Raw genomic sequence first — 14,023 nt, forward strand, 5'->3', positions numbered from 1 at the left:
CGGCGGTCGTGACGACCGCGCCGACGGGTGGTGGCAACGGTCCCGTCGGGCGGTGTCGTCACGGCGACGAGAGCGCGGGACCGGCGGCGACGGTGGTGCCGGGCCGGTTCACCGACCCGGTCGGGGTGACCCGGTGCCGCCGGAAGTCTCCCGTGTCCGTTCGCCGGTCTGCCGGAACCCCTCCGTCAGGGCCGCCAGGCCGTCCGGTGCTCCGCGAGATGGGCCAGCACCGCGTGGTTCGCCTCCCAGCCGTCCGGGAACTTCACCAGCGTTCCCAACTGGACCGGTTCCGTGGACGGGTAGTCGTCCAGCAGGCCGCCCACGCCCTCGCGGCAGACCACGATGCACGCGTGCCGGTGCCGGGAGGCCAGGACGCACAGGCGGCCGGTCTCCAGGTGGAAGGCGGTGGCGTCGGGGCGGCCGGAGAGCGGGTGCAGCACGACCGTGACGTCGTACTCGCGGCCCTGGAGGCGGTTGGCCGTGTCCACGGTCACGTCGTGCACGCCCAGGTCCACCAGTGCCGCGCGGACCGCCGCCGCCTGGTCCCGGTGCGCGGTGCCGACGGCGATGCGGGCGGCGGTGAGCGGAGCGGGGTCGGGCGAGCGCTCGGAAATCGCCCGGCCCGCACGGTCGAGGAGGCGCCGGACCACCGCCGCCACCGCACGCACCGCCTCCGGGTCGGTGCGCGGGGTGTGCCGGGCCGGAAGCTCCAGCAGGCCCCAGCCCGAGGCGGCGGCCTCGTCGATCACCCGGTCGGGACCCGAGCCGTCCGACGGCACCGCGAAGGCCAGGCTCCGGTCGCCGTGGCCCGTGCCGCTGCGGAACGGCGTGTACGGGTAGAAGGCGTCCGAGACCAGGCGGGCCGCCGACGCCGGGAGCCGCCAGGAGACCGGCAGTCGGTGCTGGGGCAGGCCCGGGTTGTGGGCGAGGAGGGTCGTCACGGCCGAGGACGACGGGTCGTAGGCCAGGCCCGCCCACTGCTCGCTGCCCACCGTCGCGAACGGGTCCAGCTGACCGGGGTCGCCCACGAACAGCGCCCGCTCGAAGAGCCCGGCGACCGCGAGCAGGGAGTCCGAGCGCATCTGGTACGCCTCGTCGACGATCGCGTGCCGCCACGGCTCGTCCACCTTCACGTGCGCCCACTTCGCCGCCGTGGACAGCACGACGGCCTGCCCGGCGAGATCGGCGGCCTTCGCCGACTTGCGTACGTTCCCCAACGCGTCGAGCGCCTTGTCGTACGGGTCGGCGTCGCTGCTGTGCAGGCGGCCCACCGGAAGGTCCGGGTTCTTCTCGGCCAGACGCAGCACCAGGTCGTCCACCTGGGCGTTGGTCTGCGCCACCACCATCAGGGGGCGGCCCGCCTCGGCCAGCTCCAGCGCCGCCCGCACCACGAGCGTGGACTTCCCGGCGCCGGGCGGGGAGTCGACGACGACACCGCGCTCGGTGCCGTGCAGGGTGTCGTGGAGGATCGCCGCGGTGGCGCGGGCGGCCTCGGCGCCCGGGTCGAAGGAGGCGGGGGCGGATGCGGAGAGGGCCTCGGCGGTCACAGCACGTCCTCCTCGGTCTGGGCGTCGGCGGCCTCCGGCACGGCCGACTCACCGGGCGGGCCGCCGTGCGTCCACGGCGTCTGCTCCGGGTCGGGGAGCTTCGCGCCGCCCCGCTGCTCGTGCTCGAAGAGCGTGAAGCAGACCAGGTCGCCCTTCTCCGGCACCGACCCCGCCTCGGGCTCCTTGCCGCGGCCCATCTTGTCCATGATCCTGAGGACCACCGTGCCGTCGTCGGTGCCGGTCCCCTCGGCGGGGTCGGCGGGACCGGCGGGGCCGCCGGCCGGGGCCGCCGGTCCGACGTACTCGGCCGTCTGCGGCTTGCCGCCCAGCGATCGGTAGACCTTCACCCGCTCGCCCAGGTACGGGCGGTCGTCTGTGCGGACCGTGACCAGCGGGCGCGGACTGGGCCGCTTGCTCTCGCTGTACGCCATCACCACGTCCACGACCTCGCCCGCGAACGCCTCCCCGGACAGCCGCCGCCCGGCCATCACCAGCGGATCGTCCAGCGCCTCCTGGGCCTCCAGACGGGCCTGCTCGCGCTCGCGCGTGGCCAGCTTGTTCGCCGCCGTCACGGCGTCGTCGCGGCGCGGCTGCGGGGGCTCACCGGCCAGGATCCGGTCGCGGTGCGAGGTGAACGACCAGCGGTCGCGGGTCCAGCGCTCCTCGGCGTGCGCCCCTTCGGGCAGCGCCCGCAGCAGGTCCAGGCCGCGCCACACCGCGTCCCAGGTGGGCCGGGTACGGCTCTCGACCAGGGCGCGGATCTCCCGCTCCGCGGCCGTGAGAGCACCGAGCCGGTCGTCGGCCTCCAGGCCGTCCTCGGCGGCGGCCAGCGCCGTGCGGGCGCGGTCGTAGCGCTCGATGGCGGGGGCCAGGAGCTTGTTGTCGAAGGCCGGGTCGGTCGCCGGGCCCGCGGGCGGACACAGCAGCTGGCCGTCGGCGTCGCGGGCCAGCTCCGCGCGGCGGGCGGCCTCCGCACCGGTCGGGGGCGGCTCCTGCGGGTCCCGCTGGTCCAGCGGGTCCTGCGGTGCGATCCACGCCAGCAGGGCGCCCAGGTGCTGGTCCTCCAGCGTGGACTGCCCGGTCGCCCAGTGCCGGCCCAGCAGGTCGGTCATGGCGAGCAGGAGGGAGGAGCCGGGCACACGGGCCCGCTCGCCGTAGTGGGTCAGCCACCGGCCCAGCAGCGGCACCCGCGGCGGCGCGGGGTGCGGGGTCTCCGGGTCCTGTTCCGCCGTACGCCGAAAACGCATGGACCGGCCCAGCAGCCGTACGAAGTCGACGCCCGCGCGGCTCGGCACGACCAGCTGCGCGGCGTCCGCGCACAGGTCGACCTCGACCTTGACCCGCTTGCCGGTCTCCGGGTCGGTCTCGGTGCGTTCGGCGGCCTCGACGCTCTCCGCGTACGCCTCGACGTGGGGCAGCACGATGCCGGCCAGCTCGGCGAGGAACGCGAAGCGCAGGTCGCGGTCGCGGGGCTGCGGCACGACCAGCAGGTGCGGTGCGTCCCGGTCGGTGCCGACCAGCGCTCCGAGCGGGGCCCCGGCCTCACCGGCGGTGATCAGCGGTACGAAGACGAGCGGACGGTCCGACAGGTGCCGGTGCCGGACGGTGGCGGCGGGCTGGGCCCGGCCGGTGCGCACCGCCTCCAGCCGGGCGAGGGTGGTGATCAGTGACACGCGGACACCCCGCCGGCCCCGCTACCGCCACCCGCCGCCGCGCCACTCGCTGCCGCGCCGCCGGCCGCACCGGCCGTCGCGAGCGCCTCCGCACGGAGCCGGGCCGCTCTGCGCAACGCGGCGACCGCCGGGTCGTCCGGGTCACCGGCCTCCCCGCGGGCCGCGGCCAGCACGTCCTCGACCGTGGAAAGACCGCCCAGCTCGGCCCGTACCGGACGGCCCAGGCAGGTGACCGCACCGGCTTCGCGGGACCGGGCCCGACAGTGGAAGGCCAGCTCGCACGCGGACAGGCACTCGGGCGCGTACGTCGCCGGGACCGCCTCGACTGCCGCCGTCAGCTCCTCGGCCGGCAGCTCGGGGGAGAAGCAGACGCCCTCCGGGAGCGCGTCGGCGATCTCCTCGATGCGGGTCAGCCGGGCCAGCTGGCGGTCGGTGACGGCGCGCTGCTTGCGCACGTCGACGGCGGACGCGGTGGGCAGGTTGGAGAAGTCCCTGGGGCAGACGAGCAGGACGCGGTGGCGCACGCGCGGGGCCGGGTCGAGGCGGGCGGCGACCCGCTCCAGCGCCAGCACGTACACCGCGGCCTGCCGCGCGGCGGCGCCGACCTTCGCCGGATCGGCGGAGCCGTCCAGCATGGGGAAGGACTTGATCTCGACGACCGTCCAACCGCCGTCCGGATGCACCACCACGGCGTCCGGCTCCAGGAAGGCGGGGGAACCGGCGACCTCCAGGGCGAGCATGGGATGGTCGAGCAGCGTCCACGTGCCGGGCGTGCCGGTGGCCTCGCGCAACGCCAGCGACGTCCGCGCCGCACGCCCCTCCGGGCCGGTCGCGGACAGGTCGGGCACCCGCACCGGAGCCTCGGCGGGGGACTCGGCACCCCGGTCCAGCCTCTCGTGCACGAGCCGCAGCAACTCGGCGCCGCCGTCCGCCTTCACCCTCGCCTCGAAGGCGTTCCCCCGTGTGAAGGCGAACTGGGACTGCCCGAAGACCGACGGCGAGCCCAGCGCACTGGCCAGGGACGCCTTGTCCACGCCCGCCCCGTCGAGGATCGCGCGCCGACGGCACCCCGGGTTGGCGGCGAGGGCGGCCAGCGCCCGGGCGTCCAGCGCCTTGGCGGGTACGTCGGGACCGCGCAGCTCAGCGAGCCGGTGCCGGAGTCTCGTCCCCCGCGTCCGAGGGGGCGGGGTCCGGCTCGGCTCCGGCTCCGAACCGCTGCTCGCGCTGCCGTGGAAATCGCTCACCCGCGGAAGTCTGGCATCCGCCACTGACAATCGCGGAACCCGCGCCGTCCCGGGCCGAGGCCGGGGCGGGCACGGCGGCATTCGCGGAGCCGGCCGCGGCCGGGGCGAAACGGGCCGGGAGCCGGGTCCGCATCCGCGCCGCTGCGCGCAGCACGAACGGCGTCAGCAACAGTCCCGCGCCCATCACGGCCGCACCGGCGACGGCGTCCAGGAAGTAGTGGTTCGCGGTGCCCATCACCACGATCGTGGTCCCCAGGGGATAGACGACGGCGGCCACCTTCGCCGTGCGCGTGCCGCCGTGGCGCCACAGCATCACCCCGCACCACAGCGCCCAGCCCACGTGCAGGCTCGGCATCGCCGCGTACTGGTTGGTCATCCCGCCCATGCCGCGCGGCGCGCTCGCCGCCCCACCCCACCAGCCGTACGAGCTGTACTGGGCCATCGTGTCGACGAACCCGTGACCGGCGTCCAGCAGCCGGGGCGGGCAGGTCGGCAGCAGCGTGAAGCCGATGAGACCGATGAACGTCGACGTCATCAGCCAGGTGCGGGCGGCCCGGTAGCGCACCGCGCGGGAGCGGAAGAGCCAGATCAGGATCGCCGGGGTGACCACGTAGTGCAGCGACGCGTACCAGAAGTCCGCCGGTACACCGATCCAGGGCTCGCGCGTGAAGAGGCGGTTGAGGGGGTGCTCCGCGTTGAGGTAGAGCGCCTTCTCGATGTCCAGGATGGCCAGGCCGTGGTCGACGGCGTCGGAGACGTCGCCCCGCACGAGCAGACGTCCCGCGCTGTAGCAGGCGTACACGAGGACGATGAGCGGCAGCTCCGTCCACCAGCGCAGCCGAGGGTGCGGGGCCGCCTCGGTGCCCGGTGTCTCGGTGTGCGGCAATCCGATCGCCCTCCCCCTTCTCTTCGCTACCTGCTTCTCGGTCACTCTGCTTCTCGGTCACTCGTGCGCCTGGACGGACACGGGCGAGCCACTCTACGGCCTCGCCGTGATCGCTCGGCCAAGCGCCCTCGGACCGGAAAGACGCGGGCGCAGCCCGTCGGGTTGCCCGCACGGACGGTACGGGATGATGGAGGGGTCCCCCTCAGACATTTCTCCCGGAAAGGCCTCTTCATGGCACCGCGCATTCTGCTGGCCCGGCACGGACAGACGGAGTGGTCGCTGTCCGGCAGACACACCGGCAGGACCGACGTGCCGCTCCTGGAGGAGGGCCGGCGCGGCGCGAAGCTGCTCGGCGAGCGGCTGCACCGGGCGCCGTGGGACGGGCTGGAGGGCGTGGAGGTGCGGACCAGTCCGCTGGTGCGCGCGAGCGAGACCTGCGAGCTGGCGGGTTTCGGGGAGCGCGCACGCGCGTGGGACACGCTGATGGAGTGGGACTACGGGGCGTACGAGGGCATGACGCCGGAGCAGATCCAGGCCGTGCGGCCGGGCTGGCTGATCTGGCGGGACGGGGCCCCCGAGGGGGAGGGAGTGGCGGACGTCACGGCGCGCGCGGACGAGGTGGTGGCGTGGGCGCGGGAGGCGGAGCGGGACGTGCTCGTCTTCGCCCACGGGCACGTTCTGCGGGCGATCGGGGCGCGGTGGCTGGGGCTGCCGGTGTCCTTCGGAGCGCGGATACGGCTCAATCCGACGTCGCTGTCGGTGCTGGGGTGGGCGTACGGGGAGCCGGCGGTGGAGAGCTGGAACGATCTGGGGCACCTGGTCGGCTGACGGCCGGTGCCGGTGCCGGTGCCGGCGTCGGTGCAGGTGTCGGCGCCAGTGCCCGCGCTGGTTTTTGCGGTGCCCGGCGTCGGGGCTGGGCGAGGGTTGGGAGCGCGGCCCGGCGTTGCGGGGTGCCTCCCCCACTCTCGGCTTCGCTCGAGCGGGGGGACCCCCACCGCCCACCCGTGCTGCCTGGAGGTACCTCCCAGGCCGTTCAGGCACTGGGGGAGGCACGACTGCCCGCAGCAGCGGGGGAGGGGGGCAGGACTGCCCGCTGCTGCGACGGCTGGGGATGGTCCGCAGTGGCGGCCGGGGTGTGGCTGGTTGGGGTTATGCCGGTCTCGGCAGCGCTGAGTGGCGGTCCAGGAAGGTGGAGACTCCTGAGGCGCGGCGGTGGGGGAGGAGGACCCGGGCCGTCCCGGCCAGCATCGTGTGGATGCGGGAGGACTGGACCTCGCCCAGCAGGTCGAGCACCCGCATGCCCGCCCCCGCCGCCTCGTCGGGGCGGCCGCCCCGGGCCAGGTCGTCCGCCAGCTCCGCCGAGTACAGCGCGAGGTTCCGGGTGAAGTGCGGGTCCTGGAGATCCGCCGCCCGCCGCGCGTGCCGGGCCGCCCGCGGCCAGTCGCCCAGGGTGGACCAGCACTGCGCCTCGAGCCCCTCCAGCTCGGCCTCGCCGTAGAAGCTCATCCACTCCGGGTCGGTGTCCGAGGGGCCCCGTTCGAAGAAGGTCTGCGCGCGGACCAGCGCCTGCTCGCAGCCGACGCGGTCCGCGAGGCCCGCCCAGCCGCCCGCCTCGCGCAGCGCCAGCAGGGACATCAGCCGGGCCGAGCCCAGCGGGCGGGCGGCGCGCTGCGCGGCCTGGGCCGCCCGCACCGCCTCGCGCGGGCGGCCGGCGTCGCGGGCCAGGAACGCCATGTTGCAGAAGGCGTGCGCCTCGAGGCCGGCGTCGCCGTTCATCCGGGCGGTGGCGAGGGCCTCGGCGTAGTGGGAGCGCGCGTCGTCGAAGCGCCCCGAGTCGTGCGCCAGCCAGCCCACGGAGATCGCCAGTTCACCAGCGCCCGTGTAGAGCCGGTCCGCGGTCGCCTGCCGGGACACGCCGGCGTCCAGGAGCGCGTACGCGGTGCGCAGCGGGGCCGCCGCGCGCCGGTAGAGACCGTCCGCGCCGTGCCGGTCGTCGAGCAGCCGGATCCGGCGGACGGCTTCTTCGAGGGCGCCAGCCTCGCCCGTCCCGGCCCGGCGCGCGGGGCGCCCGGCCGCCGCGGCGTCGAGGGCGAGCCCCAGGGGGCCGAGTGAGGCGGCGGCCACCGTGGCACCGCTCGTCATGAATGCGCGACGCAGCACGTCGCTCTCCTCGTTGTTGTCGTGCGTTTCGTACAGGTCTTGCGCGTCCCGGACGTCTTGCGTGTCCCGGACGTCTTGCGTGTCATGCGTCTCATACGGCTCACCCGCCCCTCGCGACTCACCCGGGGTGTGCGCCTGCCGTCCGCGTACCGACGAACGGGGCGCGAACCCCAGGTCGGTGAGCGTGCGGCCGGGGAACATGTGCAGGAACACCCGCTCGTACGCGTAGTTGGGGCAGCGGATCTCGCCCGCCTCGACCCGGCCGACGTAGCGCGCGTCACAGCTGACCCGCTCGCCGATCTCGCGCGCGGCCCGGCGGACCGCCGCAGCGAACTCCGCCGGGGAGCGCTTGCCGCGCAACCGCCTGAAGGCGAGGTTCGGCCGCGGGGGCCGTTCGGGCTGGGCGGAGGTCACCGTTGACGACGCCATGGCCGGGTCCTCTCGTGCGAACCGTCGAACCATGCCGGGAAAGGGCGAGTAGGACTGGCGGCCCTGTTTCCGGCGAGCAAGAACGTACCGGCTGTGACGGAGCGGCCACGCGCTGTTTGGCTACAAACCGGATATCTCATCCACGATCTGCCATGAAGTGCCATCCTTTGCGGCGGCCCCCGGCCGTAGCCGTTGACGGCCCGCCGCGTTGAACCGGGTGGACCGGGAGGCCCCCGATTCCCGAACCGCTCGCCCGAGGAGGAGTTCCGTGGTGGAGGCCGGGATGGACACCAGCGTCAGCGTTCCCCCCTGCGACGCCTGCGACGTCGTCACCGTGCCGACCCGGCAGGGTCTGGAGGCGGTCGACATCCTCCGGCGGGGAGCCGGTGAGGGGGTGGGCCCGGTGCTCCACGACGGCGGCTGCGACACCCTGGGATTCCTGGTGCCGCCGGGCACCGCCGCCGCCTGGGACGTGCCGGGCAGCACCTGCATGGAGACGGACGGCCGCGGGCTGCGCATCGTGCCGGCGCCCGAGCCGCCCGTGGAGGGCTCCGACTGGCTGCTGCCGCCCGGCGAGGCGGACCTGGCGACCGACCCCGCCGTGCTGCGGGCCGCGCTGGGCGAGGCGGCCCGGCTGATCAGGGCCGCGGACAGCTGCCGCTGACCACCCCGTCCGGTCTTCGGGGGCCGACCGCGGTCCGATAATGGGCGGATGGGAAAGTCCAGGAACGCCCGCCGCGGGCGCGCTGCCGCCGAAGCCGTCGTCGAGGACGTCGACGGAGGACGCGCCGAGCTGGTGCCCGACCGGGACCGGCCGCGGGCCTGGACGCTGCTGATCGACGGTGCCCCGCAGTCGCACGTCGACCTCGACGACCCGGCGTACCTCTCCTTCGAGTACCAGCGCCGCATCGGCCACGTCATCGACCTGACCGCCCCGCCCGGCAGACCCCTGCGGGCCGTCCACCTCGGCGGCGGCGCCCTCACCCTCGCCCGTTACGTCGCCGCCACCCGCCCCCGCTCCACCCAGCAGGTCGTCGAGCGGGACGCCGCCCTCGTCCAACTGGTCCGGCGGGAGCTGCCGCTGGACCCCGGCGCGCGGATCCGGGTGCGCTCCACCGACGCCCGCGCCGGGCTGGCCAAGGTGCCAGACGGCTGGGCGGACCTCGTCGTCGCGGACGTCTTCGGCGGGGCCCGCACCCCGGCCCACCTGACCTCCACCGAGTTCCTCGACGAGGTGCGGCGCGCGCTCGCGCCCGGCGGGGTCTACGCCGCCAACCTGGCCGACGGCCCGCCGCTCGCCCACCTGCGCGGTCAGATCGCCACCGCGGCCGCCCGGTTCGCCGAACTCGCCCTCGTCGCCGACCCGGCCGTACTGCGCGGCAAACGCTTCGGCAACGCGATCCTGGTCGCCGCCGACCACCCGCTGCCGGTCGCCGAACTCACCCGCCGGGCCGCCTCCGACCCGCACCCCGCGCGCGTGGAGCACGGCCGTGCGCTCACCGACTTCACCGGCGGCGCCCACCCCGTGACGGACGCGGCGGCGGTGGACTCGCCCGCGCCGCCGGAGTCCGTGTTCAAGTGAGCCGGTACCGGAGCGGTCCGGTTCAGTAGCTGCCGATCTCCACCCGCGGCGGTCCGTCGTGCCAGGTGCAGAACACCGAGACCCGGTCCGCGCCCGAGGTGAACTCCACCCGGATCCACGACTCCGTCTTCCACACCTGCATCGACCAGCCCGTCCCGGGTGTCGCCGACACCAGCGACGCGGACGACGTCCCGAGGTCGAAGACCGCGCGGCCCCCGTCGGTGTCGTAGCTCTTGACGTCACCGGACGTGTCGGGAGCGGGGCCGGCCGGGTCCTCGGGCGGTGCGGTGGACGGCGTGGTGGGCGCCGGGGCGGGGCCGGGTTCGCGCGACGTCCCGCTCGGCGTCGGCGACGCGCTGCCCGGCGTCGGCGACGTCGAGGGGGCGGGCGAGGGCCGGCTGGTGGACGACGCCAGGGACTCCCCGTCGTCGCCCTCCCCGTCCCGTACGCTCGCGTCGGCCGCCGTGATGGGCAGCGCGCGGGGGGCGTCGTAGGCCGTGCCCGCCATCACCGTGTGGACGCCCCACCACGACAGGGTGACCGCGGCGCCGGTGGCGAGCAGCCAGGCGATCACGTGGACGAGTCCTCTGCGCATCGCGGCCATACTGCCTCACCCGCCCCACGCGTGTCGCGCGAACGGGGGTGTGACGCCGAGCCCGGCGGAGTTGTCCACAGGCCCGGACCGGGTTGGTCCGCATGGCGTACGGTGCCGCCCATGGCAAGTGTGCTCGTGGTCGAGGACGACCAGTTCGTACGCTCGGCGCTCATCCGGCAGCTGACCGACGCCTCGCACACCGTGCGCAGCGTGGGCACGGCACTGGAGGCGCTGCGCGAGGTCGCCCATTTCCGGTTCGACGTGGTGATCCTGGACCTCGGACTGCCCGACCTGGACGGCTCCGAGGCGCTGAAGATGCTGCGCGGCATCACCGACGTCCCGGTGATCGTCGCCACCGCCCGGGACGACGAGGCGGAGGTCGTACGGCTGTTGAACGCGGGCGCGGACGACTACCTCACCAAGCCGTTCTCCGTCGAGCACCTGTCAGCCAGGATGGCGGCCGTGCTGCGCCGCGCGCGCGGCGGCCCCGCGGAGGCGGCGCCGCCGACCGTCCTGCGGGTCGGCGGCCTCACCGTCGACCCGCTGCGCCGCCAGGCCGAACTGGACGGCGCGGTCCTGGACCTGACCCGCCGCGAGTTCGACCTGCTGGCCTTCCTGGCCGGCCGCCCCGGGGTCGTCGTGCCCCGCAAGGAACTGCTCGCCGAGGTCTGGCAGCAGTCCTACGGCGACGACCAGACCATCGACGTCCACCTGTCCTGGCTGCGGCGCAAACTGGGCGAGACCGCGGCTCGGCCGCGCTATCTGCACACCCTGCGCGGCGTCGGCGTGAAGCTGGAACCACCGCGACTGGAGCCACCACGATGAGATGGGCCCTGGTCAAGGTCTCGCTGGCGGTCACCGCGATGGTCGTGGTCGCCTTCGCCGTGCCGCTCGGACTCGTCATCCGGGAGATGGCCCGCGACCGCGCCTTCTCCAACGCCGAACGGGAGGCCGCCGCCGTCGCCCCGGCGCTGTCCATCACCACCGACCGCGAGCAGCTGGAACGCGTCGTCGCCTCCGCCGGTTCGGACGCCGGGATGGCCGTGCACATACCGGCGCCCGGGGACCGGAGCGGCGGCGCCACCGACATCGGACGGCAGCGGGCGACCGACGAGGACATCGCCGCCGTACGGCGGATGGGGCGGGCCTCCACCACCGAGGTGGGCGGCGGCTCCACCCTGCTCCAGCCGGTCGCGCTCAGCTCCGGCGAGATCGCCGTCGTCGAGGTGTACGTGCCCGAGTCCGAGGTGACCAACGGCGTCGGCACGGCCTGGGCGGTGCTCGCCGCGGTCGGCGCCGCCCTGATCGTCGGCTCGGTCGCGGTCGCCGACCGGCTGGGCGTCCGGATGGTGCAGCCGGCCCGGCGCCTGGTCGAGGGCGCGCACGAGCTGGGGGAGGGCAGGCTCGGCGCGCGGGTGCCCGTGGAGGGACCGGACGAACTGCGGCGCGCCGCGGTCGCGTTCAACTCCATGGCCGACCAGGTCGTCCAGCTCCTCGCCAACGAACGGGAGCTGGCCGCCGACCTGTCCCACCGCCTGCGCACCCCGCTGACCGTGCTGCGCCTCAACGCGGCCTCGCTCGGCGACGGACCCGCCGCCGAGCAGACCCGGGCCGCCGTCGAACAGCTGGAGCGCGAGGTCGACACGATCATCCGCACCGCCCGGGACGCCAAGCCGCAGACGGCCGTCGCCGGGCCCGGCGCCGGGTGCGACGCGGCCGAGGTGGTCCGCGAGCGGATGGGGTTCTGGTCGGCACTGGCCGAGGACGAGGGCCGCAAGTGGCGGGTGGCCGGGGCCGACCGGCCGGTGCGCATACCCGTGGCCCGTACCGACCTGGCCGCCTCCCTCGACGCGCTGCTCGGCAACGTCTTCCGGCACACCGCCGAGGGCACCGCCTTCGCCGTCGACCTGCACAACGGCGAGGACGCGGTGATCGTGCTCGTCTCCGACGCCGGCACCGGCATCGCGGACCCGGAGGCGGCGATGGCCCGCGGCCGGGGTTCGGGCGCCGACGGGTCGACCGGGCTCGGCCTGGACATCGTGCGCCGGATGGCGGAGTCGACCGGCGGTGACGTCCGCATCGGCGCCTCCGTGCTGGGCGGTACCGAGGTGCGGATCTGGATCCAGCTGGACGGGCGGACGGCTCCGGCCCGGCGCGGGCACCGGGGTGCCGTACGCCGACGCAGGCAGAGCCGTGCACCGGCTCCGGCACCGGCGGCCCCGGCCGGCCGCGACCATTAATCGGTCCCGATCCCTTCCTTAAGCCCACCCTAAGATCGCCAACCCCCGCCCGGATCAGGCTCTTTGCCCGATTCCGGATCGCTAGCGTGCTGCCGCACCCCCACCCCGCCCCCGCCGGCCCTCCGCCGGGGGCACCGTGAACATCGAAGGCAGGCACGTCATGCGCACGCACCGACGCAAGGTCAGTGGCAGGAACAAGGCGATCGGCGCCCTCGTCGCGGCGGCCGTGGCCGGTGGCGGGGCGCTGCTGTTCACCAGCACCGCCCAGGCGGCCTCGGTCGGTGCCGCGTACACCAAGACCAGCGAGTGGTCGACGGGCTACACCGCGCAGTACGTCGTCACCAACAACAGCGGGCAGCCGAAGGCCGACTGGACCCTGGAGTTCGACCTGCCCTCCGGTGCGAAGCTCGGCTCGCTGTGGAACGCCGAGTCGAAGACGGCCGGGCAGCACGTCACCGTGACGCCGCCCAAGTGGGACACGGACGGGCTGAGGGCCGGCGAGTCGGTCACGGTCGGCTTCGTCGTCAACGGCACCGCCGACCCGACCGGTTGCCTCGTCGACGACGCCGCGTGCTCGACGGACGACGGCGCCACCCCCGAGCCCGGCGGCCGCCCCACCGATCCCCCGGCCCCGACGCCCACCCCGACCCCCACGGCAACCGGCGGCACGGAGCCGACGCCGACCGGCACTCCCACCACTCCGGCGCCCACCGGCACCCCGGGCGACGGAACCGCAGCGGGCGCCGGATTCGCGCCGTACGTCGACACCTCCCTCTACCCGGCCTTCGACCTGCTCGCGCACTCCGCGGCGACCGGCGTCAAGGAGTACAACCTCGCCTTCGTGACCGACGGCGGCGGCTGCACCCCCAAGTGGGGCGGCGTCACCGACCTCGGCGGCGACGCGGTGGCGAACCAGATAGGCGACCTGCGCGCGAAGGGCGGCGACGTCCGGGTCTCCTTCGGCGGCGCCTCCGGCTCCGAACTGGGCACCACCTGCACGTCGGCCGACGCGCTGGCGGCGGCGTACGGCAAGGTCGTCGACGCCTACCGGCTCACCAAGGTCGACTTCGACGTCGAGGGCGGGGCGCTGCCCGACACGGCCGCCAACACCCGCCGCGCCCAGGCGATCGCCGCGCTCCAGAAGCAGCACCCCGGCCTGGACGTCTCCTTCACCCTCCCGGTGATGCCCGAGGGCCTCACCCAGGTGGGCGTCGACCTGCTCGCCGACGCGAAGAAGAACGGCGTGGACATCGACGCCGTCAACATCATGGCGATGGACTACGGCCCCGCGTACAGCGGCGACATGGGCACCTACGCCGAGCAGGCCGCCACCGCCACCCAGGCGCAGATCAAGGGCGTCCTCGGCCTGTCCGACGCGGACGCCTGGAAGACGGTCGCCGTCACGCCGATGATCGGCGTCAACGACGTCGCCTCCGAGGTCTTCAAGGTCGACGACGCCACCCAGCTCGTCGAGTTCGCGAAGTCCAAGGGCCTGGGCGCCCTGTCCATGTGGTCCGCCACCCGCGACAAGGCCTGCCCGGGCGGTCCGAAGCCGTCGGCCGACGCCACCTGCAGCTCCGTGGACCAGGAGCCGAACGCCTTCGCCAAGGCCCTCGCCGCCTACAAGTAGGGCAGGGCTCCCTCACCGTAGGGCCGGGCCCCACACC

At 74.9% G+C, this 14,023-nt stretch carries 12 protein-coding genes; 6 read left to right on the forward strand and 6 right to left on the reverse strand.

What is annotated here, in order from left to right; translation table 11 throughout:
* Positions 1–185 precede the first annotated feature (185 nt).
* From Sru02f_RS04710 to Sru02f_RS04725, 4 genes are read right to left on the reverse strand one after another with little or no spacing between them, the layout of a single operon-like run.
* The gene (locus tag Sru02f_RS04710; RefSeq protein WP_109032773.1) at positions 186–1,547 is read right to left on the reverse strand and encodes an AAA family ATPase; all 1,362 of its coding nucleotides are present in this window, start codon (positions 1,545–1,547) and stop codon (positions 186–188) included.
* Positions 1,544–3,220, reverse strand: a complete 1,677-nt coding sequence (locus tag Sru02f_RS04715) for a hypothetical protein (RefSeq protein ID WP_167469626.1) — start codon at positions 3,218–3,220, stop codon at positions 1,544–1,546. Before Sru02f_RS04715 ends, Sru02f_RS04710 begins: the two co-directional genes overlap by 4 nt.
* Positions 3,211–4,464: a hypothetical protein gene (locus Sru02f_RS04720; RefSeq protein WP_373103388.1), complete on the reverse strand. Its 1,254-nt coding sequence runs from the start codon at positions 4,462–4,464 to the stop codon at positions 3,211–3,213. The genes Sru02f_RS04715 and Sru02f_RS04720 overlap by 10 nt, the downstream gene beginning before the upstream one ends.
* Complete coding sequence (locus tag Sru02f_RS04725; RefSeq protein WP_109032774.1) at positions 4,361–5,350, reverse strand: phosphatase PAP2 family protein; 990 nt, start codon at positions 5,348–5,350, stop codon at positions 4,361–4,363. Before Sru02f_RS04725 ends, Sru02f_RS04720 begins: the two co-directional genes overlap by 104 nt.
* A 231-nt stretch (positions 5,351–5,581) precedes the next feature.
* Here Sru02f_RS04725 and Sru02f_RS04730 point away from each other — a divergent pair, with 231 nt between their 5' ends.
* Entirely contained in the window at positions 5,582–6,178 is a 597-nt protein-coding gene (locus Sru02f_RS04730; RefSeq protein ID WP_109032775.1) for a histidine phosphatase family protein, read from the forward strand.
* Between the two features lie 321 nt (positions 6,179–6,499).
* On the opposite strand, the gene Sru02f_RS04735 is transcribed toward Sru02f_RS04730, so the two are convergent.
* Entirely contained in the window at positions 6,500–7,939 is a 1,440-nt protein-coding gene (locus tag Sru02f_RS04735; RefSeq protein ID WP_109032776.1) for a hypothetical protein, read from the reverse strand.
* 283 nt (positions 7,940–8,222) lie between these two features.
* Here Sru02f_RS04735 and Sru02f_RS04740 point away from each other — a divergent pair, with 283 nt between their 5' ends.
* Positions 8,223–8,603: a hypothetical protein gene (locus tag Sru02f_RS04740; RefSeq protein ID WP_164275947.1), complete on the forward strand. Its 381-nt coding sequence runs from the start codon at positions 8,223–8,225 to the stop codon at positions 8,601–8,603.
* Between the two features lie 48 nt (positions 8,604–8,651).
* Positions 8,652–9,521, forward strand: a complete 870-nt coding sequence (locus Sru02f_RS04745) for a spermidine synthase (RefSeq protein ID WP_109032778.1) — start codon at positions 8,652–8,654, stop codon at positions 9,519–9,521.
* Between the two features lie 22 nt (positions 9,522–9,543).
* Here Sru02f_RS04745 and Sru02f_RS04750 read toward each other — a convergent pair whose 3' ends face one another.
* Entirely contained in the window at positions 9,544–10,116 is a 573-nt protein-coding gene (locus Sru02f_RS04750) for a hypothetical protein (protein ID WP_167469627.1), read from the reverse strand.
* A gap of 120 nt (positions 10,117–10,236) precedes the next feature.
* Here Sru02f_RS04750 and Sru02f_RS04755 point away from each other — a divergent pair, with 120 nt between their 5' ends.
* The 3 genes from Sru02f_RS04755 to Sru02f_RS04765 all read left to right on the forward strand — a co-directional run bounded on the left by Sru02f_RS04755 (position 10,237) and on the right by Sru02f_RS04765 (position 13,986).
* Positions 10,237–10,941 carry a response regulator transcription factor gene (locus Sru02f_RS04755; RefSeq protein WP_164276689.1) on the forward strand — a complete coding sequence of 235 codons (705 nt, stop codon included), beginning with the start codon at positions 10,237–10,239 and terminating at the stop codon, positions 10,939–10,941.
* Complete coding sequence (locus Sru02f_RS04760) at positions 10,938–12,356, forward strand: sensor histidine kinase (protein ID WP_109032781.1); 1,419 nt, start codon at positions 10,938–10,940, stop codon at positions 12,354–12,356. The genes Sru02f_RS04755 and Sru02f_RS04760 overlap by 4 nt, the downstream gene beginning before the upstream one ends.
* Positions 12,357–12,516: 160 nt before the next feature.
* Positions 12,517–13,986 carry a glycoside hydrolase family 18 protein gene (locus tag Sru02f_RS04765; RefSeq protein WP_109032782.1) on the forward strand — a complete coding sequence of 490 codons (1,470 nt, stop codon included), beginning with the start codon at positions 12,517–12,519 and terminating at the stop codon, positions 13,984–13,986.
* Positions 13,987–14,023 lie beyond the last annotated feature (37 nt).

The sequence above is a fragment of the Streptomyces rubrogriseus genome (assembly GCF_027947575.1).
In the GTDB taxonomy this organism is placed as follows: Bacteria; Actinomycetota; Actinomycetes; order Streptomycetales; family Streptomycetaceae; genus Streptomyces; species Streptomyces rubrogriseus.

Excerpts from the sequence above, each read along its gene's own strand:
- Sru02f_RS04745 (WP_109032778.1), top strand. The coding sequence starts at position 8,652 with ATGGGAAAGTCCAGGAACGCCCGCCGCGGGCGCGCTGCCGCCGAAGCC.
- Sru02f_RS04755 (WP_164276689.1), top strand. The coding sequence starts at position 10,237 with ATGGCAAGTGTGCTCGTGGTCGAGGACGACCAGTTCGTACGCTCGGCG.
- Sru02f_RS04750 (WP_167469627.1), bottom strand. The coding sequence starts at position 10,116 with ATGCGCAGAGGACTCGTCCACGTGATCGCCTGGCTGCTCGCCACCGGC.
- Sru02f_RS04765 (WP_109032782.1), top strand. The coding sequence starts at position 12,517 with ATGCGCACGCACCGACGCAAGGTCAGTGGCAGGAACAAGGCGATCGGC.
- Sru02f_RS04735 (WP_109032776.1), bottom strand. The coding sequence starts at position 7,939 with ATGGCGTCGTCAACGGTGACCTCCGCCCAGCCCGAACGGCCCCCGCGG.
- Sru02f_RS04730 (WP_109032775.1), top strand. The coding sequence starts at position 5,582 with ATGGCACCGCGCATTCTGCTGGCCCGGCACGGACAGACGGAGTGGTCG.
- Sru02f_RS04740 (WP_164275947.1), top strand. The coding sequence starts at position 8,223 with ATGGACACCAGCGTCAGCGTTCCCCCCTGCGACGCCTGCGACGTCGTC.
- Sru02f_RS04760 (WP_109032781.1), top strand. The coding sequence starts at position 10,938 with ATGAGATGGGCCCTGGTCAAGGTCTCGCTGGCGGTCACCGCGATGGTC.